General features: G+C 59.0%; 30 protein-coding genes. 3 read left to right on the forward strand and 27 right to left on the reverse strand.

Annotation, left to right across the window (positions count from 1 at the left end; genetic code table 11):
• Window positions 1–13: 13 nt before the first annotated feature.
• From rplX to ACKXF9_RS01330, 22 genes are all read right to left on the reverse strand, one after another.
• The gene (gene rplX, locus ACKXF9_RS01225; protein ID WP_005934911.1) at window positions 14–328 is read right to left on the reverse strand and encodes a 50S ribosomal protein L24; all 315 of its coding nucleotides are present in this window, start codon (window positions 326–328) and stop codon (window positions 14–16) included.
• Between the two features lie 13 nt (window positions 329–341).
• Window positions 342–710: a 50S ribosomal protein L14 gene (gene rplN / locus ACKXF9_RS01230; protein WP_005938014.1), complete on the reverse strand. Its 369-nt coding sequence runs from the start codon at window positions 708–710 to the stop codon at window positions 342–344.
• Between the two features lie 41 nt (window positions 711–751).
• On the reverse strand, window positions 752–1,009 hold the full coding sequence (gene rpsQ, locus ACKXF9_RS01235; protein WP_249237483.1) for a 30S ribosomal protein S17: 258 nt from the start codon (window positions 1,007–1,009) through the stop codon (window positions 752–754).
• A gap of 12 nt (window positions 1,010–1,021) precedes the next feature.
• A complete protein-coding gene (gene rpmC / locus ACKXF9_RS01240; RefSeq protein ID WP_005921879.1) occupies window positions 1,022–1,207 on the reverse strand; it encodes a 50S ribosomal protein L29 in 186 nt (61 codons plus the stop codon).
• Entirely contained in the window at window positions 1,197–1,637 is a 441-nt protein-coding gene (rplP, locus tag ACKXF9_RS01245) for a 50S ribosomal protein L16 (RefSeq protein ID WP_005938020.1), read from the reverse strand. The genes rpmC and rplP overlap by 11 nt, the downstream gene beginning before the upstream one ends.
• Entirely contained in the window at window positions 1,637–2,341 is a 705-nt protein-coding gene (rpsC, locus tag ACKXF9_RS01250; RefSeq protein ID WP_005938023.1) for a 30S ribosomal protein S3, read from the reverse strand. Before rpsC ends, rplP begins: the two co-directional genes overlap by 1 nt.
• Window positions 2,342–2,353: 12 nt before the next feature.
• On the reverse strand, window positions 2,354–2,689 hold the full coding sequence (rplV, locus tag ACKXF9_RS01255) for a 50S ribosomal protein L22 (protein ID WP_005921882.1): 336 nt from the start codon (window positions 2,687–2,689) through the stop codon (window positions 2,354–2,356).
• Window positions 2,690–2,707: 18 nt separating this feature from the next.
• On the reverse strand, window positions 2,708–2,974 hold the full coding sequence (gene rpsS, locus ACKXF9_RS01260) for a 30S ribosomal protein S19 (protein ID WP_005921883.1): 267 nt from the start codon (window positions 2,972–2,974) through the stop codon (window positions 2,708–2,710).
• A 17-nt stretch (window positions 2,975–2,991) separates the two neighbouring features.
• Window positions 2,992–3,822, reverse strand: a complete 831-nt coding sequence (gene rplB, locus ACKXF9_RS01265; RefSeq protein WP_339394962.1) for a 50S ribosomal protein L2 — start codon at window positions 3,820–3,822, stop codon at window positions 2,992–2,994.
• 78 nt (window positions 3,823–3,900) lie between these two features.
• Window positions 3,901–4,197, reverse strand: coding sequence for a 50S ribosomal protein L23 (rplW, locus tag ACKXF9_RS01270; RefSeq protein ID WP_005938030.1), 297 nt, complete (start codon window positions 4,195–4,197; stop codon window positions 3,901–3,903).
• Entirely contained in the window at window positions 4,197–4,820 is a 624-nt protein-coding gene (gene rplD, locus ACKXF9_RS01275; RefSeq protein WP_005938033.1) for a 50S ribosomal protein L4, read from the reverse strand. The genes rplW and rplD overlap by 1 nt, the downstream gene beginning before the upstream one ends.
• 14 nt (window positions 4,821–4,834) lie before the next feature.
• Entirely contained in the window at window positions 4,835–5,467 is a 633-nt protein-coding gene (gene rplC / locus ACKXF9_RS01280; protein WP_005938036.1) for a 50S ribosomal protein L3, read from the reverse strand.
• Window positions 5,468–5,564: 97 nt separating this feature from the next.
• On the reverse strand, window positions 5,565–5,876 hold the full coding sequence (rpsJ, locus tag ACKXF9_RS01285; RefSeq protein WP_005934923.1) for a 30S ribosomal protein S10: 312 nt from the start codon (window positions 5,874–5,876) through the stop codon (window positions 5,565–5,567).
• A 920-nt stretch (window positions 5,877–6,796) separates the two neighbouring features.
• A complete protein-coding gene (locus tag ACKXF9_RS01290; RefSeq protein ID WP_418265062.1) occupies window positions 6,797–8,551 on the reverse strand; it encodes an Rqc2 family fibronectin-binding protein in 1,755 nt (584 codons plus the stop codon).
• Between the two features lie 192 nt (window positions 8,552–8,743).
• On the reverse strand, window positions 8,744–9,520 hold the full coding sequence (locus ACKXF9_RS01295; protein ID WP_418265063.1) for a Nif3-like dinuclear metal center hexameric protein: 777 nt from the start codon (window positions 9,518–9,520) through the stop codon (window positions 8,744–8,746).
• The gene (locus ACKXF9_RS01300; RefSeq protein WP_249237486.1) at window positions 9,517–10,182 is read right to left on the reverse strand and encodes a class I SAM-dependent methyltransferase; all 666 of its coding nucleotides are present in this window, start codon (window positions 10,180–10,182) and stop codon (window positions 9,517–9,519) included. Before ACKXF9_RS01300 ends, ACKXF9_RS01295 begins: the two co-directional genes overlap by 4 nt.
• 1 nt (window position 10,183) lies before the next feature.
• Window positions 10,184–10,438, reverse strand: coding sequence for a DUF1858 domain-containing protein (locus ACKXF9_RS01305; protein WP_249237487.1), 255 nt, complete (start codon window positions 10,436–10,438; stop codon window positions 10,184–10,186).
• Window positions 10,439–10,698: 260 nt separating this feature from the next.
• Window positions 10,699–11,577, reverse strand: coding sequence for a YitT family protein (locus ACKXF9_RS01310; protein WP_348584835.1), 879 nt, complete (start codon window positions 11,575–11,577; stop codon window positions 10,699–10,701).
• Between the two features lie 114 nt (window positions 11,578–11,691).
• A complete protein-coding gene (locus tag ACKXF9_RS01315) occupies window positions 11,692–12,393 on the reverse strand; it encodes a P-II family nitrogen regulator (protein WP_418265064.1) in 702 nt (233 codons plus the stop codon).
• A gap of 12 nt (window positions 12,394–12,405) precedes the next feature.
• Window positions 12,406–13,956 (reverse strand): DUF1538 domain-containing protein, encoded by a 1,551-nt coding sequence (locus ACKXF9_RS01320; protein ID WP_418265065.1) that lies wholly within the window; start codon window positions 13,954–13,956, stop codon window positions 12,406–12,408.
• 155 nt (window positions 13,957–14,111) lie between these two features.
• Window positions 14,112–15,428, reverse strand: coding sequence for an NAD(P)-dependent oxidoreductase (locus ACKXF9_RS01325; protein WP_249237491.1), 1,317 nt, complete (start codon window positions 15,426–15,428; stop codon window positions 14,112–14,114).
• 137 nt (window positions 15,429–15,565) lie between these two features.
• Window positions 15,566–16,771, reverse strand: coding sequence for a nucleotidyltransferase family protein (locus ACKXF9_RS01330; protein WP_418265066.1), 1,206 nt, complete (start codon window positions 16,769–16,771; stop codon window positions 15,566–15,568).
• 246 nt (window positions 16,772–17,017) lie between these two features.
• On the opposite strand from ACKXF9_RS01330, the gene ACKXF9_RS01335 reads away from it, so the two are divergent.
• Both ACKXF9_RS01335 and ACKXF9_RS01340 read left to right on the forward strand, forming a co-directional pair.
• Window positions 17,018–18,214 carry an acetate/propionate family kinase gene (locus ACKXF9_RS01335; protein ID WP_097781256.1) on the forward strand — a complete coding sequence of 399 codons (1,197 nt, stop codon included), beginning with the start codon at window positions 17,018–17,020 and terminating at the stop codon, window positions 18,212–18,214.
• Window positions 18,215–18,859: 645 nt separating this feature from the next.
• Window positions 18,860–19,147: a zinc-ribbon domain containing protein gene (locus ACKXF9_RS01340; protein ID WP_005921120.1), complete on the forward strand. Its 288-nt coding sequence runs from the start codon at window positions 18,860–18,862 to the stop codon at window positions 19,145–19,147.
• Between the two features lie 113 nt (window positions 19,148–19,260).
• Here ACKXF9_RS01340 and ACKXF9_RS01345 read toward each other — a convergent pair whose 3' ends face one another.
• Complete coding sequence (locus ACKXF9_RS01345) at window positions 19,261–20,853, reverse strand: phospholipase D-like domain-containing protein (RefSeq protein ID WP_418265067.1); 1,593 nt, start codon at window positions 20,851–20,853, stop codon at window positions 19,261–19,263.
• 211 nt (window positions 20,854–21,064) lie between these two features.
• Here ACKXF9_RS01345 and udk point away from each other — a divergent pair, with 211 nt between their 5' ends.
• Window positions 21,065–21,694: a uridine kinase gene (udk, locus tag ACKXF9_RS01350; protein WP_249237495.1), complete on the forward strand. Its 630-nt coding sequence runs from the start codon at window positions 21,065–21,067 to the stop codon at window positions 21,692–21,694.
• A 248-nt stretch (window positions 21,695–21,942) separates the two neighbouring features.
• On the opposite strand, the gene atpC is transcribed toward udk, so the two are convergent.
• Genes atpC through atpA form a run of 4 tightly spaced genes read right to left on the reverse strand, consistent with a single transcriptional unit; the run spans window position 21,943 to window position 26,153 of the window.
• Entirely contained in the window at window positions 21,943–22,341 is a 399-nt protein-coding gene (atpC, locus tag ACKXF9_RS01355) for an ATP synthase F1 subunit epsilon (protein WP_418265068.1), read from the reverse strand.
• Between the two features lie 3 nt (window positions 22,342–22,344).
• Window positions 22,345–23,739 carry a F0F1 ATP synthase subunit beta gene (gene atpD, locus ACKXF9_RS01360; RefSeq protein ID WP_005938088.1) on the reverse strand — a complete coding sequence of 465 codons (1,395 nt, stop codon included), beginning with the start codon at window positions 23,737–23,739 and terminating at the stop codon, window positions 22,345–22,347.
• 27 nt (window positions 23,740–23,766) lie between these two features.
• Complete coding sequence (gene atpG / locus ACKXF9_RS01365; protein ID WP_418265069.1) at window positions 23,767–24,615, reverse strand: ATP synthase F1 subunit gamma; 849 nt, start codon at window positions 24,613–24,615, stop codon at window positions 23,767–23,769.
• A gap of 17 nt (window positions 24,616–24,632) precedes the next feature.
• Window positions 24,633–26,153, reverse strand: a complete 1,521-nt coding sequence (gene atpA / locus ACKXF9_RS01370; protein ID WP_418265070.1) for a F0F1 ATP synthase subunit alpha — start codon at window positions 26,151–26,153, stop codon at window positions 24,633–24,635.
• Window positions 26,154–26,182 lie beyond the last annotated feature (29 nt).

Genomic DNA, 26,182 nt, shown 5'->3' on the forward strand with positions numbered 1-26,182 from the left:
CCTTACTCCTTTCTTACAGCTCAGCGCCGCACTTCTTGCAGACGCGAACCATCTTGCCGTCCTTCTCGACGTGGCCCACACGCACGGCCTTGCCGCACTTGGGGCAGATGGGCATGACCTTGGATGCGTACATAGCACCCTCAGCCTTGACGATGCCGCCCTGCTCGCCCTGACGACGAGGCTTGACGTGCTTGGTAACCATGTTCTGGCCCTCAACGATGACCTTGTTCTCAGAGGGGCTGACCTGCAGGACCTTACCAGTGTGGCCCTTGTCCTTGCCGCTGATGATCATAACGTTGTCGCCGGTTTTAACATGAAGATTATTCATTTTTAAAACCTCCTTACAGCGATTCCGGAGCCAGGCTCAGGATCTTGGTGTAGCCGGCATCGCGCAGCTCGCGAGCAACGGGTCCAAAGATACGGGTACCCTTGGGGCTCTTGTCGGCCATGACGATAACGGCGGCGTTCTCATCGAAACGGATGTAGGAACCGTCGTCGCGGCGGACGCCATGCTTGCTGCGCACGATGACAGCCTTGACGACGTCGCCCTTCTTAACGGAGCCGCCGGGGGCTGCCTTCTTGACAGAGCAGACCACGACGTCACCAATGTTTGCGTATCTCTTGCGGGTGCCGCCCAGCACGCGGAAGCACATCAGCTCCTTGGCACCGGTGTTGTCGGCAACTTTGAGATAAGTTTGCATCTGAACCATATCAGATATCTCCTTTCAAACTGTTCAAAGCAGCGGGCAAATTACTTTGCCTTCTCAACGATACGGACCAGGCGCCAGCGCACATCCTTGGACAGGGGGCGGCACTCCATGATCTCAACACGGTCACCGATGCCGCACTCGTTCTGCTCATCACGAGCCTTGAACTTGGCGGTACGCTTCAGGATCTTCTTGTACAGGGGGTGCTGCACGCTATCCTTAACGGCAACCACGATGGTCTTATCCATCTTGTCGGACACGACGATGCCGACGCGGGTCTTTCTCAGATTACGTTCTTCCATCGTTTAACCTCCTTACTGCTTCTCAGCCAGAACGGTCATCACGCGGGCGATGTCCTTCTTGACTGCTTCGATGCGGCCGGGGTTCTCCAGCTGGTTGATGGCATGCTGGAAGCGCAGGTTAAACAGCTCGGCCTTCAGGTCTGCCAGCTTGCTGGTCAGCTCTGCGGTCTGCATTTCGCGGAGTTCATTAGCCTTCATTGGTGCCATCCTCCTTCACGGAGTCCTCACGGACAACAAATTTGCACTTGATGGGCAGCTTGTGCATAGCCAGGCGCAGTGCCTCGCGGGCAGTTGCCTCATCGACATCTGCCAGCTCGAACAGAACGCGGCCGGGCTTCACAACTGCAACCCAGTATTCGGGAGAGCCTTTACCGGAACCCATGCGGGTCTCAGCGGGCTTTTCAGTCACGGGCTTATCGGGGAAGATCTTGATCCACACCTTGCCGCCACGCTTGATGTAACGAGTCATGGCAACACGAGCAGCCTCGATCTGGGTGGAAGAGATCCATGCCGGCTCCAGAGCAACAAGGCCGTACTGGCCCTGGCACACCACGTTGCCGCGGGTAGCCTTGCCGGTCATGCGGCCGCGCTGAACACGGCGGTACTTAACACGCTTAGGCAGTAACATTACTTGTTGCCTCCTTCCTTCTTCTGAGCGGTCTTAGCGCTCTTCAGGACTTCGCCCTTGTAGACCCACACCTTGACGCCGATGCGGCCGTAGGTGGTAGCAGCCTCTGCAAAGCCGTAGTCAATGTCAGCACGCAGGGTCTGCAGGGGGATGGTGCCCTCGTGATAGCTCTCGGTACGAGCGATATCAGCGCCGCCCAGACGGCCGGAGCACATTGCCTTGATGCCCTTTGCGGGAACGGTTGCGCGATCGCGGGGGCTCATGGCATTGCGCATGCACTGCTTCATGGCACGGCGGAAGGTCACGCGGTTCTCCAGCTGACGAGCGATATCCTCAGCAACCAGCTGAGCGTTGGTAGCAGCGCTCTTGACCTCGATGACGTTGACGATGACAGTCTTGCCATACTCTTTGGTCAGCTTGTTCTGCAGAGCAACGCGCTCTTCGCCGCCCTTGCCGATGACCATGCCGGGCTTAGCGCAGTAGATGTTGACAGTTACGCGAGGAGCGGAAGTGGACGGGTCCACAGTACGCTCGATCTCGATCTTGGGCACACCAGCATCCTTCAGCTGAGCCTTCAGCTCAGTGCGGATCTTGTGGTCCTCGACGAGGTTATCGCTGAAATCCTTCTTGGAGGCAAACCAGCGGCTGTCCCAGTCTTTAATAACGCCGACACGAATGCCGTGCGGATTTACTTTCTGGCCCATTGTTTTCCCTCCTTACTCTTTCTCTTTCAGAACAACGGTCATGTGGCTGGTGCGCTTCAGGATGCGGTAGCCGCGGCCCTGTGCACGAGGCATCATGCGCTTCAGCGTCGGGCCGGGGCAGACGTAGCACTCGGCGACGTAGAGGTTGTTCTTGTCCATATTGAAGTTGTTTTCCGCATTAGCGGCTGCAGACTTCACCAGCTTCAGAAGGGGCTCACAAGCTGCCTTCGGGGTGTACTGCAGGATTGCCAGCGCTTCGTCCAGGGGCTTGTTACGGATCAGGTCCATAACGATAGACACCTTACGAGGACTAATGCGGGCATAACGAAGAATTGCCCGAGCTTCCATGTTGTGTTCCTCCCTCTATTACTTAGAATTACCAGTGTGGCCCTTGAAGGTACGGGTGGGAACGAACTCACCCAGCTTGTGGCCAACCATGTCCTCAGTCACATACACAGGCACATGCTTGCGGCCGTCGTGGACGGCAAAGGTGTGACCAACGAATTCGGGGAAGATCGTGGAGGCGCGGCTCCAGGTCTTGATGACCTGCTTCTTGCCGGAAGCGTTCATCGCTTCAACGTGCTTCATAAGAGCAGCCTGGACGAAAGGTCCTTTTTTAATGCTTCTACCCATTGTCTTAAACTCCTCTCTTACTTACCTGCACGCTTCACGATCAGCTTATCGGAGCGCTTATGATGCTTGCGAGTCTTGAGACCCAGAGCGGGCTTGCCCCAGGGAGTCATAGGACCGGAGTGACCAACAGGTGCGCGGCCCTCGCCACCACCGTGGGGATGGTCGCAGGGGTTCATGACGGTACCACGGCTGCCGGGACGGACGCCCATGTGGCGCTTGCGGCCAGCCTTGCCCAGGTTGACGTTCTCGTGGTCGATGTTGGAAACCTGACCGATGACTGCAGTGCAGTTCAGGGGCACGTTGCGCATCTCACCGGAGGGCAGACGAACCAGAGCGTAGCCATTCTCCTTAGCCATCAGCTGAGCCATGTTGCCAGCGGAACGAACCAGCTGAGCGCCGCGGCCGGGATACAGCTCGATGTTGTGGATGATGGTACCGACGGGGATGTTCTCGAAGGGCAGGCAGTTGCCGGGCTTGATGTCGGCAGACTTGCTGCTGATGACCACATCGCCCACCTTCAGGCCATCGGGAGCAATGATGTAGCTCTTGACGCCATCGGTGTACTCGACCAGAGCGATGAATGCGCTGCGGTTCGGATCGTACTCGAGAGTCTTGACGGTAGCGGGCATATCGGTCTTCTGACGCTTGAAGTCGATGACACGATACTTGGTGCGGTTGCCGCCGCCCTGATGACGGACGGTGATGCGACCGGTGTTGTTGCGGCCGCTGTGCTTCTTCATGGGCTCCAGCAGGCTGCGCTCGGGAGCGACCTTAGACAGGACGCTGTAATCCGTGACGGTCATGCCGCGGCGGCCCGGAGTAGTGGGGCCATACTTCTTGATAGCCATAGTGCTATTCTCCTTTGTTTATCTTATGAATTATTATCGGGGTCATATCCCCATAGAGGAACCCTCGGCGGGTTCGGCTTAGACCATGCTGTTGAAGAACTCGATTTCCTTGGAGTCCTTGGTCAGGGTCACGATAGCCTTCTTGGATGCAGCGGTGTAACCGGCGTGCATGCCCTGGCGGCGGAAACGGCCGCGCACAGAGATGGTGTTGACCTTTGCGACCTTAGCGCCCGGGAACAGGACCTCAACGGCCTGAGCGATCTCGACCTTGGTAGCATCGGTAGCGACCTTGAAGGTGTACTTCTTGTCAGCGATGCCAGCCATGGAGTTCTCGGTAATGACCGGCTTCAGGATGATATCATGTGCGGTTTTCATTAGCCAAGCACCTCCTCGAGCTTCTTAGCTGCGTCGACGCTGATGATCAGCTTGTCGGCGTTCAGCACATCGTAGGTGTTCACGCTGCCTGCGAAGGTGGTCTTCACACCGGCAATGTTGCCAGCGCTCTTGACGAACTTTGCATCGACAGTCTCATTGACCAGCAGGTTCTTCTTGCCGGCGCCAACAGCGTTCAGCATTGCAACCACGGTCTTGGTCTTGTACTCATCGCAAGCGAACTTGTCAACAACGACCATGTTGCCATTGGCAGCCTTGTCGGACAACACGCTCAGCAGAGCCAGGCGCTTGACCTTGTTGTTGATGTGGTAGTTGTAGCTGCGGGGCTTGGGGCCCAGAGCGACGCCGCCGTGAGTCCACTGCGGTGCACGGATGGAACCCTGACGAGCGTGGCCGGTGCCCTTCTGACGCCAGGGCTTCTTGCCGCCGCCGGAAACTTCCATGCGGATCTTGGTGTTCTGGGTGCCCTGACGCTGGTTGGCCAGGAAGTTCACCACAGCAATGTGGACAGCCTTCTCGTTCGGGGTGATACCGAACACGGCGTCGGAAAGCTCGATCTCGCTAACATGCTGACCGTTCATATCGACTACGTTAAACTTTGCCATTGTAGCTTTCCTCCTTACGCCTTCACGCTGTTGGCCAGAGTGATGATGGTGCCCTTGGAACCGGGGACCGCACCCTTGACAGCGATCAGATTGTTCTCGGTGTCAACCTTGACAACAGTCAGGTTCTGCACGGTGACGCGCACAAAGCCCATGTGGCCGGGCAGGCGCTTGCCGGGGAACACGCGAGCAGGGGTAGAAGTGGAACCGTTAGAACCTGCATGACGAGCAACAGGACCGGTGCCGTGGCTCTCACGCAGACGGTGCTGACCGTAGCGCTTGATAACGCCCTGGTAGCCCTTGCCCTTGGAAACGCCCACAACGTCCACCTTGTCGCCCTCTGCGAAGACATCAGCCTTCAGCACGTCGCCAACGTTCATTGCGGAAACATCTTCCAGACGGAACTCGCGCAGGGTCTTCTTGGGGGCAACGTTTGCCTTCTTGAAGTGGCCTGCAGCTGCCTTGTTGACCTTCTTGGCGGAAACCTCGCCGAAGCCCAGCTGAACAGCCTGGTAGCCATCGCTCTCGACGGTCTTCTTCTGCACGACGGTGCAGGGACCAGCCTCGATGACGGTGACGGGAACGACCTTGCCGTTCGCGTCGAACAGCTGAGTCATACCGACTTTCTTGCCGATAATGCCTTTAACCATTTTCTTTTCCTCCTGTAAAGGTTATTGGTTGGCAGCGCACGTCACTGCCAACATGACCCCTCGGGAAACGAGGGCATCGAATTTGATCGAGTGTCTTTTACAGCTTGATCTCGATGTCCACGCCAGCGGGGAGCTGGAGGCTCATCAGAGCCTCGACCGTCTTGTTGGACGGCTTCAGAATGTCGATCAGACGCTTATGAGTGCGGCTCTCGAACTGCTCGCGGCTATCCTTGTACTTGTGGGTAGCGCGCAGAACGGTAACGATCTCACGATCGGTGGGCAGGGGGATGGGGCCGGACACGCGTGCACCGGTGTGCTTTGCGGTCTCCACGATCTTCTCTGCTGCGGCATCGATCAGCTGAGCATCATAGCTCTGCAGACGGATTCTGATTTTCTCTTTGACTGCCATTGCTTACGCCTCCTGAAAAAATTGATTTTGCCCTAGGCGAGCCGATAAATTGCTCTACACAGTTCCGGGTGTTCCTCGATTTGGCACTATAAAAACCGGTGAACCGCATGGCAGTTCTCCCGGAAACATATTAGCAAATCAAATCCGAACATTGGTTCCGCCCGTTTCGCAGAGGAGTAACTTCTCTGCCGAGGGAACGTATTCCATCGCTGTCAGTAATTCTTTCGCCCGGTTCTAAGATCGGACATACTCCGCGGAAATAACCCATCGCAGCTATCGCCGGATGACAACCTCCCGCATCTACGCATATCGCTGGCCTGCACGACTTGTATCGCACAAGCCCTTTGCAGCCGAGAGTTATTCTATCACACCTTCGTGCATTTGGCAAGTGTTTTTTAGAAAAAAGAACGAATTTTCTTTTTTATTTTCTCCGTTTTGTCAAAGAGCGCATTTTCTGTGCAAGATGCACAATCCGCAGGCTTTTCTGCCGGTGGAAAACTCTGCCGCGCCCGCTGCGCAGTGCTTAGTATGGGCTGTTCTGCCGCTTTTATACATATATGATAAAAAGCAGAGCCGGAGCACTACCATCCTCGCCCTCTCAGTCAAAGCCTGTCGGCTTTGCCAGCTCTCCCAAAGGGAGAGCCCTTGGCAGTCCACGCAAACTTCATCTCTTTGCCAAGGCCTCTCCCCTTGGGAGAGGTGGATGCGAACGTAGTGAGCAGACGGAGAGGGCGAGGTTGCTTCCCTGCCGCGCGGCCGTTTCCGAAGAAAACAAGCGTCGGCAAGCTGCCGCTTCCCTCTACGACCCCTTCCCGTGAAAAAGCAAACCGGCAAAGCCCGCAGGCTTTGCCGGTTTGCAAACATTAAAAATAATTTTTCCTCTAATATTGTCAGAGCGAAGCGGAGACAATTTCAAATCGTCACTTCTTCTTCAGCTGTTCCGCCAGCCCATCCCGGGGCGTGATGTAGACCGTGGTGTACACCTCGTACAGCACCATGCCGGGCTTGGCACCGCTGGCTTTCCAGATGTTCTTCACCTCAGTGGTGTCCACCGCCACCTTGGCGCCGGTGCCTGCCTTGTAGGTGCTGGAGTAGATGACTGCCAGCTGCGCAGCTTCCTGCTTGGTTGTGTCCGGGATCTCCTCGCCCCGGCTCATGACCACAACATGGCTGCCGGGGGCCTTCTGCACATGGAACCACAGGTCTTTGCCCCGGGCGGTGTGGAGGGTGAGCTTGTCGTTCTGGGCGTTGTTGCGGCCCACCAGGATCTCAAAGCCATCGGTGGAAGTGAACCGCAGGAAATCTGCAGGCTTCTGGCGCTTATCCCGCTGCTTGTAGTATTTCAGGTAGCCCTGACTCTTCAGCTCTGCCCGGATCTCGTTGAGGGCCGCTTCGCCGGAAGCGGACTCCACCTCGTAGAGCACCGTTTCCAGATAGGCGATCTCCTTTTCACCCTCTGCCAGCAGATCCACCAGCATCCGGGCAGCGGTCTGCTTCTTTTTATAGTTCTTGAAGAAGTTCTGGGCGTTCTGGCTGGGGGTGAAGCGCAGATCCAGCGGGATGGTCACCTCTTTGCCCTCGTCGTACCAGTTGGGCACCGTGATGCTCTTCATGCCCTTCTGGGCCAGATAGAGGTTGGCAGAAAGCAGCTCGCCGTATAGCCGCAGCTTTTCGCTCTTGCCGCTGGCGGCCAGCTCTTCCTGACGTGCCGCCTGCTTGCGGACAGCACGCTCGTACATATTGTGCACCGCCTTGTGCAGCTCCTTGCTTTTGGTGCGCAGGCGCTCGGTACGGTCCTTCTCGGCGTAGTAGCCCTCCAGCATGGCATTGAAGGACGGCCACTCCTTTATCCTGTACTTCTCACCATACTGCTGCGGGCGGAAGAAGGTATACTCGATGGGCTTTCCGCTGGGGTCGGTGATGCTGCACGGACAGCCACCGGTCTCATGGATCTCCTTCAGTTCATCGATGGAGGCCATCAGGCGGCGCTTCTGCTCCCCGGTCAGCTCGTTGGCGATCAGGTGCTCCCCGTCGAAGGCGCGCCATGCGGCTTCCCGGCAGACCACCGGGCCCACGCCAGCCACGGTCTTGTTCAGGGCATCCGCTACCGGCAGATCCCGTTCACAGGCGGCCGATACGATGGACGCCGCGCTCACCAGCAGAAAATCCGGACGGGCGGGCTTGGGGGGCGTGGTGTAGGGCAGGCCCGGCAGCAGCTGGCGCACATCGCTGTCCTCAAAATCCACCCGCTTGAGTGCATCGATGATTTTACCGTTCTGCACCAGCACCAGATTGGAGTAGCGGCCCATCAGCTCGGCACACAGGGTGTTGCGCACAAGGTCGCCCATCTCGTTGGTGCACTGGAAATCAAAGTAGACGATGCGGTCTCCCGGCTCCATGTGCACATCCAGCAGCCTGCCGCCGGTCAGGTGCTTGCGCATCAGCATGCAGAAGGAGGGCGGCGTCTCCGGGTTTTCAAAGCTTTCTTCGGTCAGGCACACCCGGGCGGAACCGCTGCGGGCCGAAAGCAGTAGCGCATAGGTATCGGTGCGGGTGCGCAGGGTGAGCACCAGCTCATCGCGGGTGGGTTCAAATAGTTTTGCGATCTTGGCGTCGGTCAGCGTCGCTTTGAGCTCTGCTGCCGTAAGGGCCAGTGTCGCGGCATCCAATGCCATAGTGTTTACCTCGTTTAACGATTTTAAATGGCCGCCGCGTTCGCTTAGGCCATAATCAGCGGAATTTTTATTTGTATTTGTAATTCGGCAAAGCCTGCGGGCTTTGCCGAATTACTCTTTCACAGAAGGGGCCGCAGCGGCAATCTTCATCTCAGCCGGAAAATCGCTGCAAGAAATAGCAGCGGCTTTTCCTCACAAATACGTATACGGGTCCCGGTTTTCGGTGCTCACCAGCACGTCCAGCTCCGGCAGGGCGGCACGCAGCTTTTCCGCCACAGCGGCGGTCACCGGGAATTCGGTGGCGTAGTGGCCCGCAGCAATGAGCGAAAGCCCCAGCCGCTTTGCGTCGATGGCATGGTGATGGTTGGCTTCGCCGGTCAGCAGGCAGTCGGCCCCCATGGCGAGGGCATCGGCAAACAGGCTCCCGCCTGCGCCGCTGATGACCGCCAGCCGCTTCACCGGCCGGCCGGCATCCGCAAACTTCACCTGCACCGCCGGGCCGACGGCGGGTGCGTTGCAGCGCACGGTAAGCTCCTGCTGCGCCTTGCGGGCAAGCTCCGGGACCGTGATCTTCTCAATGGCACCCACGCGGCCGCAGCCCTCGGCAAAGGTTTCCATGTCCTTCATGCCGAAAATGCCCGCAAGCACCTCGTTCACGCCGCCCTCTGCAGCGTCCAGATTGGTGTGCATACAGACGGCAGAAATGCCCGCCTGCACCAGCTGGAACGGCACATCCTGCGGGCCGAGCCTTTTGAGCGGATCAAAAATGACCGGGTGGTGGGACACGATCATCTCACACTGCTTTGCGGCGGCTTCCTCCACCACCTCAGGGGTGATGTCCAGCGCCGTCAGCACCCGGTGCACCGCGCCGCCGCAGTCCACCAGCAGGCCGGGATTGTCCCAGCTTTCGGCCAGTTCCAGCGGCGCGATGGCCTGCATTGCTTCGTATACCTGCCGTACTGTTATCATCGCTCTGTCCCCTCTTTTAAAATTGCATCGATCTCGGCGGCAAGTGCGCTGCCATCCGGTACGCCAAGGCGCATCCGGGGCAGCTTTGCCTTCTGCCAGTCAGCGTAGCCTTTTCCTTCGGGCCAGACGCCTGTGCCGCCGAACAGGCACTCGGCGAATGTAGGTTCGTGCGTCTCACCGGTATACTCTGCCGCCATCACCGCATACCAGCGGCCCGCCGCCTGCACCGGGCGGTCTGCCACAAAGCGGAAGCCGTGCTCCCACAGCCAGCGGCGCAGCGCATCGTGGCGGGTGGCCGGGATCATGATGATCCGCGGCCCGCGTGCAGTGAACACCCACGGTGCCTTCTCCAAAATCTCCCACGTGGTCTGAGCGGAAACGCCTGCCAGCACGATGCTGCCCACTTCATTCTCCGTAAGCACAGAAAGACCGTCGCCAAGCCGAAGCTCAGCGCGGTCTTTACAGCCTGCATGTTCCAGCGTCTGCTCTGCCTTTGCCAGCGGGCCGGGCCGCAGGTCGGCACCGATCACCTTCGGGTACCGGCCCGAAGCTGCCAGCACCGCTGTCAGCTTGCCGTGGTCGCAGCCAATGTCCGCCACCGGCTCTCCCGGCCGCACAAGCTCTGCGGCGGCAGCCAGACGCGCATCCAGTGTGGGCAGCAATTTATGCCTTCTTTGCTGCCAGATGCTCGTTCAGCTTCTCGATCAGCTCATCGCAGTCCACGCCGTGGACAGCACAGGCCTCCTCGATGCTCTCGCCGCGGGATGCGGGGCAGCCCAGACAGTGCATGCCGATCTCCATGAAGTAGGGAGCGGTCGTCTGATCCATATCCAGGATATCGCCGATGATGGTATCGCGGGTCACCTGCTTTGCGTCCTTGTGTTCTTCCTTTTTAAGCATATTGAAAATATCAAACATGATGTTTTTTCCTTTCTGTTTGGGGGCATTGACAGCAAACCCTGCTGTTCCTCTATAATATACCCCAACTGGGCACTATTTTGCAAGAGCCTTGCGGAAAATCCGCCCGCCTCCGAAGGCTTTTGCAGTCAACCCTCTCCGGCTCACTCCGTTCGCCAGATTCCCCCTTTTGTCGCTGCACGACATCTTCCCCCGGCCGGGGGAAGTCTTTCCTCTCAGGGGGAGCTGGCACGCCGTCAGGCGTGACTGAGAGGGTTCACTCACTTTTCCGCCTGATAGTCCTTTTCCAGCGAGAAGCCGCGCCCGCTCACCTCCGTTACATGGCTCACGATCATAAAGCAGGTGGGGTCGATGGCATGGGCCAGCTTTTCCAGCTTCGGCAGCTGGCGGTTGCTCACGATGCTCAGCAGCACCTGCTCCGGCTCGTGGCTGTAACCGCCCTCGCCGTGCAGCACGGTCACGCCCCGGTCCAGCTGGGTGAAGATCGCTTCCCGGATGTCATCGGCGTGCTGGCTGATGATCTTTACCTCGGTGCGGGTGGTGCCGAAGAGAAGCACCTTGTCCAGCACCACCGTGTACACGATGACCATCACGATGCCGTACAGACACTGCTGCAGCGGGCTGAACGCCGCCTGCAGGCAGAGGATGAGCATATCGAACACCAGCATACTGGCCGACACCGGGATGTGGAAATATTTGTTCAGCACCAGCGGAGGGATGTCCATGCCGCCGGTGGATGCGCCTGCCCGGATGGTGATGCCCAGCGAAATGCCTACGCCGAGGCCTGCAAAGATGGTGTTGAGCACCAGATCATCGGTGAGCACAAAGTCCGCGAACACCCGCTCCCACAGGGCCAGAAACAGGGGGCTCAGAAGGGTGCTGGCAACGGTGGTGACCGCAAAGCGCCGCCCCAGCAGCACCCAGCCCACCGCAAGCATGGTCATGTTGATGACGAACAGCACACCGGACACCGGCAGTCCCAATGCACGGTTGATGCCCAGTGCGATGCCGGTAGCACCGCCGGTGATCAGGCCTGACGGCACAAGAAACAGCACCACCGTGAGCGCATACAGTGCATTGCCCACGATGATGGACAGCGAGTTGAAGGCGATCTGCTGCTCATATGAAAGCTTTATCATCTTTTGTCCCTCATTCTTGAATTTCTTTCTTCTATGATAGCGAAAAAATCCGCATTTATCAAGCGTTTTGCCCATAAATGCGGAATAATCCCGGAATAAATTACATTTTGTTGTTTACTGCGCAGAGGTTTCCTGCACCGGTTCCTCGTCCTCCAGCAGACGCAGACCGGCAGTATCCGTTACCGGCAGCGAGAATACGATCGCGCCCGCCTTGGGCCCGGCACCGTCCATGATGGCTTTCATGATGCGGTTCTTTTCCAGCGTGTGGGCCACGATGAGCACCAGCTCTTTTTCGTTCACCAGCTCCACACCAAGGAACTGGGCTGCGCCCTCCATGCCGGTGCCCTTGGCATGGATCACCGTGCCTCCGCCGGCACCCGCTGCGCGGGCGGCATCCATAATGGCGCCGGTGTGGCCCTGATTGGCGATCACCAGCAGCAGTTCGTAACGGGTATCCTTCAAGCTGCTCTCCTCCTTCAATGTCAGCGGCTGGTGCTGGGTGAGGAACATCAGCGCCCTTCTGCCGCCGATGCTGCTCAGCGGCACCGTGAATGCAATGCCGGTGCCCGGCACGTCGATGCGCATTTTGCGGCGCAGGTCTGTCCGGACGGCCCTCCATGTATCCTCTGTCACCACCGCCAGCAGCACCGCCTTCTCGGTCTTTTCCAGACCCAGCGTGGCCAGAGTCTCCCGCACCGCTGTGCCGCTGCCCACCGTGCACAGGTTCACATCCACGCCGCGCTGCTCATACAGCTGCAAAAAGGCATCGGTGGAGCGGCGGTCGGTGATGGTCACCATCAAAAACAACGAACTCATGCCGCGCCCTCCTTACAGTTCAATGATATCATCGTCCGCCAGACCGGCAAAGGCAAAGGCCTGTGCGGCGGCATGCTGCGCCTGCCGTGCCTTGCGGGTCTTGAGCTGTGCCACAAGGCCCATCAGCTGCACCGTGATGAGCGGCGTCATGGCGACCATCGCCACCACGCCAAAGGCATCGGTGACGATATTGCCGCCCACAGCCACGCAGGCACCCTGTGCCAGCGGCAGCAGGAAGGTGGCCGTCATGGGGCCGGAAGCCACGCCGCCCGCGTCAAATGCAATGGCGGTGAACAGCTTTGGCACCACAAAGGAGATGCCGATGGCAAACACATAGCCCGGCACGAGGAACCACAGGATGGAAATGCCGGTGAGCACCCGCACCATGGCAAGGCCCACCGAAATGGACACGCCTGCCGAAAGGGCTGTGCCCATGGCCTGCGCCGAGATGGCACCGTCGGTCACCTCTTCCACCTGCTTGTTCAGCACATAGACGGCCGGCTCGGCCTTGACGATGAAGTAACCGATGAGCATTCCGATGGGAATGATGATCCAGCGGAAGCTCTGCCCGGCCAGCACCTGACCAAGATAATTACCGGCAGGCATAAAGCCGACGTTTGCGCCGGTGAGGAACAGCACCAGACCCACATAGGTGTAGGCAAGGCCCACCGCAATGCGGCCCAGAGAGCGGCCGTCCATGTGCAGAGCCACAAATTGAAAAATGCCGAACATCACGATGATGGGCAGCAGAGAACCGGCGATCTCCTTTATATAAGTAGGCAGACTGACATGGAACAGCTGCCACAGCTCCACCGAGTCGCTCACCTCCGGCAGCACCGGCGGGATATAGGTGCTGTCCGAGGCGCGGAACACGATGCCCAGAATGAGCACAGCCAGAATGGGGCCAATGGAGCACATTGCCACCAGACCAAAGCTGTCATCCGCCGCGTGGCGGTCGCCGCGGATCGCTGACACACCCACACCCAGTGCCATGATGAAGGGCACCGTCATGGGGCCGGTGGTCACGCCGCCGGAATCAAAGGCCACAGCAAGAAATTCCCTGGGCACAAAGACCGCCAGAAGAAAGATGATGCTGTAAAACAGCACCAGCAGCCGGGGCAGCGAGATGCCGATGAGCATTCGCAGGAAGGCAAACACCAGAAACAGGCCCACGCCTGCCGCCACCGACAGGATAAGGGTCGTATTGGGGATCGCGGGTACCTGATTTGCCAGCACCTGCAGGTCCGGCTCCGAGATGGTGATGAGAAAACCCAGCAGGAAGCCGATGCCCAAAATCACCGGCAGCTTCCGGCTTTTGGTGATCACGGCACCCACGCGCTCGCCCATGGGGGTCATGCTCATCTCCGCGCCCAGTGTGAAGAACATGATGCCCAGCACGATCATGGCTGCGCCCAGCAGAAAGCACAGCAGGATGCTGGGTGACACCGGTGCAATGGTAAAGCAGAGCACCAGCACGATGGCTGCAATGGGCAGCACTGCCTGCAGCGCTTCCAATAGTTTTTCCCGCAGTTTCGGGAGGGATGCTTTCAGGATAGCGTCCACCGCCTTTCGCTGTTCTTTGTTTCCAGTTTGTACAAATCGGAAGCAAGTATATGAATAGTATACAAGGCAAAAGCCGCCCCGTCAACAAACGGAGCGGCAAAGATCGGCAAAGACGCAGAAGCTTTACAGTTTCTTCCAACTTTGTCTTTATTTCGTCAGATCTCCTGCTTTGCCAGCACGTCCGAGGTGGGGGTCTGGAACACCGGAATATCGGCATAGGGATCAGCCGCTTCTTCTGCGGGCAGGCTCTTCATGTAGGCGTCCATGGATTCGGCCACCTTCTTGGCCACAGCCACCGCCTCCACCACGGTGCGGGCGCCCATCACGGCGTCGCCGCCGGCAAACACGCCCTCGCGGGTGGTGCTGCCGTCCTCGCTGACGGTGAGCAGACCCTTCTGGTTGGTCTCGATGCCGGTGGTGGTCTTGACGAGGTTGCTCTCAGAGCCCTGACTCACCGAGACGATGACGCCGGTGTGAGGGTAGAAGGTCTCGCTGCCCTCCACCTGCGTAAATTTACCGTCCTCGCCCTTGACGGTATCGCGGCAGATCAGGCCGTTCTCCCGGATCTCCACCGGTGCCTTGCAGAAGCGGAAGCCCACGCCCTCCAGCTTTGCATAGCTCACCTCGTACTCGGAGGCGCTGATGCAGCTCTCGTCACGGCGGGCATAGCAGGTGACGTGGCGGGCACCGTTGCGGATGGCGGTGCGGGCGCAGTCCATGGCAGAGTTGCCCACGCCGATCACGGCAATATCATCACCCAGACGGAACGCCTTGGAGTTTGCCAGATAGTCGATGCCAAAGGCTACATTTCCCAGCGTCTCACCCTTGATATGCATGGCGTTGGCCTTCCACAGACCGGCACCGATGAACACGCTCTTGTAGCCGTCGCGGAACAGATCATCGATGGTGATGGTCTTGCCGATGGTGGTGTTGGGCCGCACCTTGATGCCCTTCAGCTCCAGATGGCGGTACTGGAAATCGTCCAGCACGCTGTCCGGCAGGCGGTAGTTGGGGATGCCGTAGCGCATGACGCCGCCGATCTTATCGCGGGCATCAAAGATGGTCACATCGTAGCCCCAGCGTGCCAGCAGCACCGCAATGGTCAGGCCCGCCGGGCCGGAGCCAACGACTGCTGCCTTCATGCCGTTTTTGGGGGCAGGGCCGGCGGTCATTTTGTTGGCGTAGGTCGTGGAAATGTAGTCTTCAATAATGGAGAAGTGCACCGGGTCGTGGCTGGGCATCCGGTTGCGCACACAGTGGCCTTCGCACTGGTTCTCGTGGTTGCACACCAGCGCACAAACGGTGGTCAGCGGGTTATTTTCAAACAGCATCCTGCCGGCCTCGTCCATCTGGTTTGCCTTGAGCAGACGGATGACCTCCGGGATATTGGTGTGGATAGGGCAGCCCTGCTGGCACAGTGGCTTTTTGCAGCCCAGACAGCGGTTGGCTTCGTCCAGAACGTGAAGTGCCATGAAGTTTCCTCCTTATTGCGTGCGGTTTTTTGATTCCATTCTCATTTGTTGTATCCAACATTGCATCGCTCTAATCATACACCACAAACCGTCCGGACACAAGTGTTTCTGCATAAAATTTCTTCGATTATTTTTTGTCAATTCGTCAAAAAGATAATTTTTTGACGATATACTCCCCCCATCGGCCCGGGCACCCGGCGGCACAGTGCGCCAAAATCGCTGGCTGCTGCCTGTGCCGCCGCCATGCGGGCGCAGTCTGCATTTTCTTTTTCCAGCTTTGCCAGCGAATGGCTCACCGGCAGGGCCGTATTTTTGAGCATCGGCAGAGCTTCCCGCCGGGCTCCCAGCAGGTGCAGATACGGCGGCAGAGCGGGCACTGTCTCCACCTCATAGCCCAGTGCGGCGTCCATGGCAAGACGGCGCATCCGGGCCCGGGGGTAACGCACCGTGGTCAGCGCGTCCAGCAGCTGGGGCAGGCCGGTGCAGCTGTGCACGGCGTTTTCCAGCCGGTGGTCCAGCCCCTCGGAAACGCCCCGCACTGCGGCAAAGGGTTCCGGCCGGGCACAGGCCGCCCGCAGCAGAGTCAGCTGACACCGGCCCGCAGCGGTGTAGTCGGTATACGTTCCGTCAATTTCCGCTTTTTTATACAGTTTCAGTGCTTTTTCCGGCACATAAGGAGCCAGTGCGTCCGCTCCCTGCTCTGCCCAGAGGGCGCGCAGCGCGCTGGCGCTGGCAAACTGTGCGTGGCCGCTTTCGGCAAGAGCCTGCCCGTGGCCCGCCCCCACGCGGGGCAGCGGCACCGGGGTCATGGGTGCCTCCTGTTCCAGAATGGCCTTGCAGTATTCCACTGCCAGATTGTTGTTGGGCTTATCCAGCAGTGCGGCCAGCGCCGTGCCCGGACAAAGCGCTTCCACCGCTGCCTGCCGCGCAGCGGCAAAGCTGCGGGCACCGGCGGCCAGCTGCTGTTTCAGCTCGGCACGGTAGGCTGCGCTGCACAACACCCGGGCAGCTTCCATCAGCAGGGCCGCGTCCGGCGTCTCTGCCCCGAACACCAGCGCATCACACCCGGCAGCTGCAAGGATGCGCACCCCCGCCCGGGCAAAAGCCTCTGCCCCCGCGCAGGCACAGGGTGCAGGCAGGGCAAATATCAGATCTGCCCCGCATTGCAGTGCGGCCTGCACCCGCACCGCTTCCGGCAGCAGCGGCAGGCTCCCGCGCTGGGTCAGTCCGCAGCTCATGGCCACCGCCACATGCTCTGCGCCCAGCGCTTTTGCCTGCGCCAGCTGCCATGCATGGCCGTTGTGAAAGGGGTCGTATTCCGCGATGATGCCTGCAAACTTCATAGAGTTCTCCTTAAAAGGGCCGCTGTGTCCCGAAAAGATTGTTAAATTTATATCGTATTCACAGAAAAAAGCCCGGCTATTCTGCAATAATAGGCAGGATGTACAAAAACCTTGTACACAAGTCTTACCGCTTTGCCCGGGTTGCGGCTTGAAAAGCTGCCCACCCTATTATATAATAAACACAGGAATCTGTAAAATTCTGTCCTCACACGTGGGCAGAGCAAAAACATACAGGAGGCAACACAGATGAAAGTTCTGGTTATTAACTGCGGCTCTTCTTCTCTGAAGTATCAGCTGATCGATATGGACGGCGAGAAGGTGCTGTGCAAGGGCCTGTGCGAGCGCATTGGCATGGAAAGCAGCATGATCACCCACGAGGCCAACGGCCACAAGGCCACCACGCCCGCCATCTTCCCCACCCACACCGAGGCTTTTGCCGAGGTCGTGAAGAAGATGACCACCGGCGAGGGCAAGTGCATCAACGACGTCAGCGAGATCGATGCCATCGGTCACCGTGTCGTGCACGGCGGCGAGAAGTTCAAGGAGAGCTGCCTGATCACCGACGAGGTCATCGAGACCATCCGCGAGCTGAGCCCTCTGGCTCCCCTGCACAACCCCGCCGGCATTCTGGGCATCGAGGCCGCACGCAAGGTGTTCGGCAACATCCCCATGGTGGCTGTGTTCGATACCGCTTTCCACAGCACCATGCCTCCGAAGGCTTATATGTACGCCATTCCGTATGAGTACTACGAGAAGTACGGCGTGCGCCGCTACGGCTTCCACGGCACCAGCCACAAGTACGTTGCGCACAAGGCTGCCGAGTATCTGGAAGAGCCCATTGAGCGCCTGAAGCTGATCACCTGCCATCTGGGCAACGGTTCCTCCATTGCCGCTGTGGACCAGGGCAAGGTCGTGGACACCTCCATGGGCATGACCCCGCTGGCCGGCCTGATGATGGGCACCCGCTGCGGCGACCTGGACCCCTCTGTGGTCAACTACCTGAAGTACACCCTGAACATCACCGGCCACGAGCTGGACGAGATCCTGAACAAGAAGTCCGGCCTGCTGGGCATCTCCGGTGTTTCCAGCGACAAGCGTGACGTGGAAGAGGCAGCTGCTGCCGGCAACAAGCGCGCACAGCTGGCTTCCGACATGCTGAACTACCAGATCAAGAAGACCGTTGGCGCTTACATCGCTGCAATGGGCGGCGTGGATGCCATCGTCTTCACCGGCGGCATCGGCGAGCACGACGCAATTGCCCGTGCAAAGGTCTGCCACCACATGGATTGGCTGGGCATCCGCATCGATACCGAGAAGAACAAGCACCCCGTGGGCGATGTGTGCGAGATCACTGCCTGGGGCGCAAAGGTGCGCACTCTGGTCATTGCTACCGACGAGGAGCTGATGATCGCCCGCGACACCAAGGAAGTCCTCGAGAAGTAATCGTTTCCCAAAGGGCTTTGCAGGGGGCTGCCGCACATTCCGTGCGGCAGCCCCTTTTTGTATAGGACGATTTGAATGGCCTCCGCTGCGCTCTGGCCATTTTCAGCGGAAAGATTATTTTTAATTTGTGGTTCAGAAACACCTGCGGGTGTTTCTGAACCACTTTTTCACGAGAAAGATCCCAACCGTAAACGACTTCTCGGTGGGAAAATTCCCCGTTTTCCTTTACGGCCCCTTCTGTGAAAATGCGTTTGTTGCGGCCCGCAGGCCGCAACAAACGCGAAGTATAAACAAATCTTCCTTTATTTATGGCCAGAGCGCAAGCGGAGGCCATTTCCAATCGTCTGCGTCCAAAAGCTGCCGCTGCGAAAAGACTGTGCAGCATTCCGCTTTTCTGACTTCCGGCAGTTATTTTACCCAAATCAGCCCTGTCGGATTGTGCTATCTATACAAATAACAAGGCGAATGGTTGTTTTTTGGTTGACAAATTTCAAAAAGAACGGTACAATAGAAAAGTCCTCAATTGGAGGACGTCTATTCATTCAAGCCCCTGGTAAGCTTACTGATCAGCGCGATGGTCCCAAAACCAAAGGTATGGTTACAATCCTTCCGTGGGCAAGAACTAACTAAAGAGGAGATACTACTATGTTTGAAGACAAGACTCTGGTCTGCAAGGACTGCGGTAAGGAATTTGTTTGGACTGCTGGTGAGCAGGAGTTCTACGCATCTCGCGGCTTCGAGAATCAGCCCCAGCGCTGCAAGCCCTGCCGTGACGCCCGCAAGAACGGCGGCGCACGCAGCAACAGCGGTGAGCGTCAGATGTTCGATGCTGTCTGCGCAGCTTGCGGCAAGGCTTGCAAGGTTCCCTTCCAGCCCCGTGAGGACCGTCCGGTCTACTGCTCTGACTGCTTCGCTCGCATGAAGCAGAACTAAGCGCTGATTTTTATTTAAATCGGTAACAAAAGGCCCGCTGTCGAAAGGCAGCGGGCCTTTTTGTATTCAGAGCTTCTCCAGTCTGCTTACGCAGCCATGACGGAGGGAGTCTTTCACACCAGCGGCGCAATGAACTTGAGCAGGATGCCCGCCAGATGCAGCAGCTTTTTGCCCTGCCAGATGCTTTCTTTCGTCCGCTCCACCCTGCGGCACCGGGCGAGCGTATCCTGAAAATCCGCTTCCATGTTGGCAATGCAGTCGGTGCCACACATCCAGACCGCGTTTTCAAAGTGATGGTACAGGCTGCGGTAGTCCAGATTGATGGTGCCTGCCACGGCTTCCACACCGTCCGCAATGACTACCTTGGCATGGGTAAAGCCGGGCGTCCACTCGCTGATCTTCACGCCCGAGGAGAGCAGTGCCTTGTAGTGGGTCTTTGCCAGTGCATAAGCGAACCACTTATCCGGTTTGCCGGGCAGGATCAGGTGCACATCCACACCGCGCTCTGCCGCAAAGCGCAGGGCTGTTTCCAGCTCGCCGTCCAGGATCAGATACGGCGTGATGATGTGCACATACTTCCGGGCACGGTTGAGCATATCCATGTACACCATTTCGCCCACCCGCTCACCGTCCAGCGGGCAGTCCCCGTAGGGCACCACAAAGCCCTTGGCGTTTGCTGCCGCCGGGATGGGATCGGACAGGAACTGCTCAAACTCCGGCTGGCGCAGGATGCACCACATCTGCAGGAACAGCGCCGTCATGGAGCGCACGCCTTCGCCTTCCAGCATCAGGGCCGAGTCCTTCCAGCGGCCATACTTTTCGATGTGGTTGATGTACTCATCTGCCAGATTCACGCCGCCGGTAAAGCCCACCCGGCCATCGATGACCAGAATTTTGCGGTGGTCGCGGTAGTTGTAGTGGGTGGAGACGAAGGGCGTGACCGGCGAGAACACCTTGCACTGGATGCCCAGCGCTTCCAGCCGGCTGGGGTAATCCCGCGGCAGGGTGGAGAACTCGCAGGTGCCGTCATACATCACACGCACATCCACCCCCTGCGCCGCCTTGCGGGCCAGCACTTCCAGAATGCGGCCCCACATCAGGCCTTCATCCACGATGAAATATTCCAGAAAGATGTACTTTTTTGCCGTTTCCAGCTGGCGCAGCATTTCATCGAACATGGCTTCGCCGCCGTTGAAGTAGGTGGCCGTCGTGTCGGCATAGACCGGAAAGCCGCCGCCCTTGCCGCGCAGATACCGTGCCAGCGGCACCGCCTCGGGTGCCTGCTCCTGCAAAAGCTCCACGGTCTGCTCATTCTGCGGCAGCTGGGCGCGGGTCCAGCCCTCCAGATCCAGCAGGCGGCGCTTCAGGGCATTGTGGCCCACATCACTTTTGGTGTACCAGAACAGCGGCACGCCCAGCACCGGCATCAGCGCCGTGACCACCAGCCATGTGATGCGCACGCTGTTGTCCATGTCCTGATTGAGCAGATAGACCATCATTGCCGCTGTTACCAGCAGGGTGCCGCCAAAATAATGCGGCAGCAGCCCGCCGAACCACTGCAGCAGGCTGAACAGCGCGAACGCCTGTAAAAGCAGCAGCACCAGCACCAGACCAAAACGGCTGAAAATAGCGTGTACCACGCCCTTCTGTCCCCGTTTGAGCAGGCGGATGCCGCCATCCTCAAACACCCGGACCTTGTCCTTCATATTTTGCTGAAATTGTTTTTTCTGCATGGCATTTTCCCTTATCTCGCACATTTGCAGCTCCGGGGCTGTAAAAATGTGCCGGTTTGTGTTATGATGTACAGGAACAAGCCCGCCCGGCGCTGTGTCCCGGACAGGCAGCTTTGCACCTATTATAATCCATTCCTGCCCTTTTTTCCACCCAAAGCGGCAGGATGATGCAGGAGGGACCCCTATGAATAATCTGATTATTGGCATTGCAGGCGGCTCCGGCAGCGGCAAGACCACCCTTGCTCTGCGGCTGAAGGAGCGTTTTGGCGAGGATGAAGTGCGCCTGATCTCCCATGACAGCTACTATAAGCGCCACGATGAGCTGCCCTTTGAGGAGCGCTGCAAGCTGAACTACGACCATCCGGACGCTTTTGACAACGCTTTGCTGATCTACCATCTGCAGGAGCTGAAGGCAGGCCGCGCCATCGACTGCCCGGTGTACGACTACTCCAACCACAACCGCAGCGACAAGGTGCAGCACATCGAGCCCGCACCGGTGCTGATCGTGGAAGGCATCCTGCCCTTTGTGGAGCCGGAGCTGTGCGCCCTGTTCGACTACAAGATCTATGTGGACACCGACGCCGACGAGCGCATCCTGCGCCGTCTGGTGCGGGATGTGAAGGAGCGGGGCCGCAGTCTGGACAGCGTCATCGAGCAGTACCTGACCACCGTCAAGCCCATGCACGAGGCCTTTGTGGAGCCCAGCAAGCGCAATGCAGACATCATTGTGCCCAACGGCGGCGAGAACACCGCTGCGGTGGAGATGCTGGCCCATCACATCCGCAACCTGATCGAGAAGGCAAATCGGCTGTGAGACGATTGGGAATGCGCTCCGCGTTCGCTTTGCGCATATTCAGCGGAAGAGTTATTTAAATTTTGGGGGTTCAGGAAAGTCTGCGGACTTTCCCGAACCCCTTTTTTCACGAGAGGGGTCGTGGAGGAAAACGGCATGGGCCGCGTCTGCTTCCTTCGGGAAGCGGCGGCGCGCATTTAAAATCATCCCATGCAAAACAAAAGGCACTCACAGCCGGATCGCTGCGGGTGCCTTTTTGTATACAGGGTTCAGTGGATAGAGGTGCGCACCAGAGCGCGCTTGAGGCGTGCCTGAGCCAGCTCGTAGTCCCGCTGAGCGAGGTTTTTCTGCGCAAGGATCTCCTCCGCACGCTTCCTGGAAGCCTCAGCGCGGGCCTGATCGATCTCCTCGGCCCACTCCCATGTGGTTGCGACCAGACGCACTTCGCCGTCCAGCACGCTCAGCAGGCCGCCCATACAGGCGGCACGGCGGCGCTGGCCGTCCGCGTCCACGATATGCGCTTCGCCCATGCCCAGCGCGGTGCAGTAATCCCCGTGCTTGGCAAGGATGGCGATATCGCCGTCGATGGCGCGGCAGACGATGCGCTCGGCCTGCCCGTCAAAGGCGCAGCCGTCCGGCGTGACCACCGTCAGATGAAAGGTCGTCATGGTTTACCCTTTCTTCGCTTTTGCGAACACGTCATCGATGGTGCCCGCGAACAGGAATGCACTCTCGGGCAGCTCGTCGCACTCGCCGTTCAGGATCATCTTGAAGCCGCGCAGGGTCTCCTTGAGCGGCACATACTGGCCAGGCATACCGGTGAACTGCTCTGCCACGTGGAAGCTCTGGCTCAGGAAGCGCTGCACCTTGCGAGCGCGGCTGACCGTGCGCTTGTCTTCCTCGCTCAGCTCGTCCATGCCCATGATGGCAATGATATCCTGCAGCTCCTTGTAGCGCTGCAGCACCTTCTGGACGGCGCGGGCGATCTCGTAGTGCTCCTGACCCACGACCTCCGGGCTGAGGATGCGGCTGGTGGAATCCAGCGGGTCCACAGCGGGGTAGATGCCCTGCGAAGCAATGTCACGGCTCAGGACCGTGGTGGCATCCAGATGGGTAAAGGTGGTGGCAGGGGCCGGGTCGGTCAGGTCGTCGGCGGGCACGTAGACGGCCTGCACCGAGGTGATGGAGCCCTTGCGGGTGGAGGTGATGCGCTCCTGCAGAGCGCCCATCTCGGTGGCCAGCGTGGGCTGGTAGCCGACGGCAGAGGGCATACGGCCCAGCAGTGCGGACACCTCAGAGCCTGCCTGGGTGAAGCGGAAGATGTTATCGATGAAGAGCAGCACGTCCTGATTCTTCACATCGCGGAAATACTCCGCCATGGTCAGGCCGGACAGTGCCACGCGCATACGGGCTCCTGGGGGTTCGTTCATCTGGCCGTAGACCAGCGCAGTCTTGTTGATAACACCGCTCTCGGTCATTTCACCATACAGGTCGTTGCCCTCACGGGTGCGCTCGCCAACGCCGGTGAACACCGAGTAGCCGTTGTGCTCGGTGGCGATGTTATAGATCAGCTCCTGGATCAGGACCGTCTTGCCGACGCCTGCACCGCCGAACAGGCCGATCTTGCCGCCCTTTGCGTAGGGGCAGATCAGGTCAACGACCTTGATGCCGGTCTCGAGGATCTCGGTGGTGGACTGCTGCTCCTCGTAGCTGGGAGCAGGGCGGTGGATGGGCCAGTAGGCCTCCGGGGCCGGGGCGGGCTTGTTGTCCACGGGCTCACCCAGCAGGTTGAACACGCGGCCCAGACACTGGTCGCCCACGGGCACTTTGATGGGTTCGCCGGTATCCACGGCTTCGGTGCCGCGCACCAGACCATCGGTGCTGTTCATTGCAATACAGCGCACCACGTTATCGCCGGTGTGCTGTGCCACCTCGACCACCAGCTTTTCGCCGTGGTTGTCGATCTCGATGGCGTTGAGCAGCTCCGGCAGCTGGCCATCCTCAAACTGGATGTCCAGCACCGGGCCGATGACCTGGAGCACCTTGCCGATATGTTTTTCGGACATAGGCTACAACTCCTTCTTGATAGGTTGTTAAATCTCCGCGCCGGCCACGATCTCAGTGATCTCCTGCGTGATGGCGGCCTGACGGGCACGGTTATAATACAGGTTCAAATGGTCGATCATCTCACCGGCGTTCTTGGTGGCGGCATCCATGGCGGTGCGGCGGGCGGCAAGCTCACTTGCCACGCTCTCGCACACGGTGCCGTAGACGATACCGGCCACATACTCCGGGATGATCGCGCTGAATACTTCCTCGCTGCTGGGCTTGTACAGGATCTGGCTGCGGCGGGCTTCTGCCTTCTGCTGCTCGGTGGGTTCGATGGACAGCGGCAGCACCTCCATGGTGGCTGCGGTCTGGGTCATCATGGAATCGAACCGGGTGTAGCAGATCTTCACCGCATCGTACTCGCCCTTGCGGTAGCCCTCGGTGATCTGGCGGGACAGCTGGAAGCACTCGCCCACCGAGACATCTGCCGCCAGCAGCACCTCCTGCGTGAACAGGGGCACTTCGTGATGGACGAAATACTCTGCCGAGCGCTTGCCGATGGGCAGCACCAGCACCTCGCCCTCTTCGGCTGCGGCCTGCTTGAGCACGTTGGAATTATATCCACCGGCAAGGCCGCGGTCGCCTGCAATGACGATGAGCAGCGTGCGCTTCACTTCGTCACGGCGCAGGTAGGGGTTGCGGGCACGGGGGTCTGCCGCAGCGATCTTGGTCAGGGTCTCGTGCAGCGTTTCAAAGTAGGGGCGGCTGTGCTCCACCCGTTCCTTGGCGCGGCGCATTTTGGAGGAAGCCACCAGTTCCATTGCCTTGGTGATCTGCATGGTGCTCTCTACGCTTTTGATGCGCAGCTTGATGTCCTTCATGGAACCAGCCATGCGTTACGCCTCCTTCCTTAGTGTGCCTTGACGAAGTTGTCGGTATAGGCCGCAAGCACCTTTTTCAGCTGCTCCTCGGTATCCTTATCCAGATTGCCGGTGGTGCGGATGGTCTCCATGACGGCGGCACCGGCGGCATCGTTGTCCAGATGCTCGTACAGGCCCTTCTCATACTCGGCCACATCCGGCACCTTGACCTTCACGAGGTAATCGTGGATGGTCGCGTACAGGACAGCTACCTGTTTTTCCACAGGCACGGGAGCGGAGCGGTTCTGCTTGAGCACTTCCACGATGCGCTCGCCCTGTGCCAGACGGGCCTTGGTGTCGGCGTCCAGATCGGAGCCGAACTGTGCAAAGCTCTGCAGCTCGCGGTACTGGGAGTAGATCAGCTTCAGGGTGCCGGCCACCTTCTTCATGGCCTTGATCTGGGCATTGCCGCCCACGCGGGACACCGAGATGCCGGGGTTGACTGCCGGCATGACACCGGAGTGGAACAGCTCCGTCTCCAGGAAGATCTGACCATCGGTGATGGAAATGACATTCGTGGGGATGTAGGCGGAAACATCGCCCGCCTGCGTCTCGATGATGGGCAGAGCCGTCAGGCTGCCGCCGCCCAGCTCATTGGAGAGCTTGGCCGCGCGCTCCAGCAGACGGGAGTGCAGATAGAACACGTCGCCGGGGTAAGCCTCACGTCCCGGGGGACGGCGGATCAGCAGCGACAGTGCACGGTAGGCCACGGCGTGCTTGGACAGGTCGTCGTAGATGATGAGGACGTGCTTGCCCTGATGCATGAAATATTCGCCCATGGCACAGCCGGAGTAGGGTGCGATATACTGCAGGGGCGAAAGCTCGGATGCCGTTGCGGACACCACGATGGTGTAGCCCATGGCACCGGCTTCGGTCAGGCTCTGCACCAGATTTGCCACGGTAGAGCGCTTCTGGCCGATGGCAACGTAAATGCAGATGACGTCCTTGCCCTTCTGGTTGATGATGGTATCGGAGGCGATGGTGGTCTTGCCGGTCTGGCGGTCGCCGATGATCAGCTCGCGCTGGCCGCGGCCAATGGGGATCATGGAGTCGATGGCCTTGATGCCGGTCTGCAGCGGCTCCTTGACCGGCTGACGGTCGATGATGCCGGGAGCGCGGCTTTCAATGGCGCGGAACTCGGTGGTCTCGATGGGGCCTGCGCCGTCGATGGGCTGGCCCAGCGCGTTGACCACGCGGCCGATCATGGCTTCGCCCACCGGCACGGACACCACCTTGCCGGTGCGCTTGACAGTGCTGCCTTCCTTGATGCCGACGTCGGAGCCCAGCAGAACGATGGAGACGGTATTCTCCTCCAGATTCTGGGCCATGCCGTATTCGCCGTTATCAAACTGAAGCAGCTCACCTGCCATGCACTTTTCCAGACCACTGGCGCGGGCGATGCCGTCGCCCACCATAATGACCGTGCCGGTCTCGCTCTGCTCGATGGCATTTTCGTAATGCTTGATCTGCGCACGGATGATCTTGGAGATCTCTTCAGGTTTCAGTTGCATCTTTGTTTGTTCACCACTCAATTCTTAAA

It is taken from the genome of Faecalibacterium sp. 9 (assembly GCF_048320955.1).
In the GTDB taxonomy this organism is placed as follows: Bacteria; Bacillota; Clostridia; order Oscillospirales; family Ruminococcaceae; genus Faecalibacterium; species Faecalibacterium wellingii.

Bases quoted from the DNA above. Each gene is read 5' to 3' on its own strand.
- ACKXF9_RS01340 (WP_005921120.1), top strand. From the start codon at position 18,860: ATGTTTGAAGACAAGACTCTGGTCTGCAAGGACTGCGGTAAGGAATTT.
- atpA (WP_418265070.1), bottom strand. From the start codon at position 26,153: ATGCAACTGAAACCTGAAGAGATCTCCAAGATCATCCGTGCGCAGATC.
- ACKXF9_RS01290 (WP_418265062.1), bottom strand. From the start codon at position 8,551: ATGGCATTGGATGCCGCGACACTGGCCCTTACGGCAGCAGAGCTCAAA.
- rplB (WP_339394962.1), bottom strand. From the start codon at position 3,822: ATGGCTATCAAGAAGTATGGCCCCACTACTCCGGGCCGCCGCGGCATG.
- udk (WP_249237495.1), top strand. From the start codon at position 21,065: ATGAATAATCTGATTATTGGCATTGCAGGCGGCTCCGGCAGCGGCAAG.
- ACKXF9_RS01345 (WP_418265067.1), bottom strand. From the start codon at position 20,853: ATGAAGGACAAGGTCCGGGTGTTTGAGGATGGCGGCATCCGCCTGCTC.
- rplP (WP_005938020.1), bottom strand. From the start codon at position 1,637: ATGTTACTGCCTAAGCGTGTTAAGTACCGCCGTGTTCAGCGCGGCCGC.
- rplD (WP_005938033.1), bottom strand. From the start codon at position 4,820: ATGGCAAAGTTTAACGTAGTCGATATGAACGGTCAGCATGTTAGCGAG.
- rplV (WP_005921882.1), bottom strand. From the start codon at position 2,689: ATGGAAGCTCGGGCAATTCTTCGTTATGCCCGCATTAGTCCTCGTAAG.
- rplX (WP_005934911.1), bottom strand. From the start codon at position 328: ATGAATAATCTTCATGTTAAAACCGGCGACAACGTTATGATCATCAGC.
- rpsJ (WP_005934923.1), bottom strand. From the start codon at position 5,876: ATGGCAGTCAAAGAGAAAATCAGAATCCGTCTGCAGAGCTATGATGCT.
- atpC (WP_418265068.1), bottom strand. From the start codon at position 22,341: ATGACGACCTTTCATCTGACGGTGGTCACGCCGGACGGCTGCGCCTTT.
- ACKXF9_RS01335 (WP_097781256.1), top strand. From the start codon at position 17,018: ATGAAAGTTCTGGTTATTAACTGCGGCTCTTCTTCTCTGAAGTATCAG.
- ACKXF9_RS01310 (WP_348584835.1), bottom strand. From the start codon at position 11,577: ATGATAAAGCTTTCATATGAGCAGCAGATCGCCTTCAACTCGCTGTCC.
- ACKXF9_RS01295 (WP_418265063.1), bottom strand. From the start codon at position 9,520: ATGATAACAGTACGGCAGGTATACGAAGCAATGCAGGCCATCGCGCCG.
- ACKXF9_RS01325 (WP_249237491.1), bottom strand. From the start codon at position 15,428: ATGGCACTTCACGTTCTGGACGAAGCCAACCGCTGTCTGGGCTGCAAA.
- ACKXF9_RS01330 (WP_418265066.1), bottom strand. From the start codon at position 16,771: ATGAAGTTTGCAGGCATCATCGCGGAATACGACCCCTTTCACAACGGC.
- ACKXF9_RS01305 (WP_249237487.1), bottom strand. From the start codon at position 10,438: ATGTTTGATATTTTCAATATGCTTAAAAAGGAAGAACACAAGGACGCA.
- atpD (WP_005938088.1), bottom strand. From the start codon at position 23,739: ATGTCCGAAAAACATATCGGCAAGGTGCTCCAGGTCATCGGCCCGGTG.
- rpmC (WP_005921879.1), bottom strand. From the start codon at position 1,207: ATGAAGGCTAATGAACTCCGCGAAATGCAGACCGCAGAGCTGACCAGC.
- atpG (WP_418265069.1), bottom strand. From the start codon at position 24,615: ATGGCTGGTTCCATGAAGGACATCAAGCTGCGCATCAAAAGCGTAGAG.
- rplC (WP_005938036.1), bottom strand. From the start codon at position 5,467: ATGGTTAAAGGCATTATCGGCAAGAAAGTCGGTATGACTCAGCTGTTC.
- rpsS (WP_005921883.1), bottom strand. From the start codon at position 2,974: ATGGGTAGAAGCATTAAAAAAGGACCTTTCGTCCAGGCTGCTCTTATG.
- rpsQ (WP_249237483.1), bottom strand. From the start codon at position 1,009: ATGGAAGAACGTAATCTGAGAAAGACCCGCGTCGGCATCGTCGTGTCC.
- ACKXF9_RS01315 (WP_418265064.1), bottom strand. From the start codon at position 12,393: ATGAGTTCGTTGTTTTTGATGGTGACCATCACCGACCGCCGCTCCACC.
- rplW (WP_005938030.1), bottom strand. From the start codon at position 4,197: ATGAAAACCGCACATGATATCATCCTGAAGCCGGTCATTACCGAGAAC.
- rplN (WP_005938014.1), bottom strand. From the start codon at position 710: ATGGTTCAGATGCAAACTTATCTCAAAGTTGCCGACAACACCGGTGCC.
- rpsC (WP_005938023.1), bottom strand. From the start codon at position 2,341: ATGGGCCAGAAAGTAAATCCGCACGGCATTCGTGTCGGCGTTATTAAA.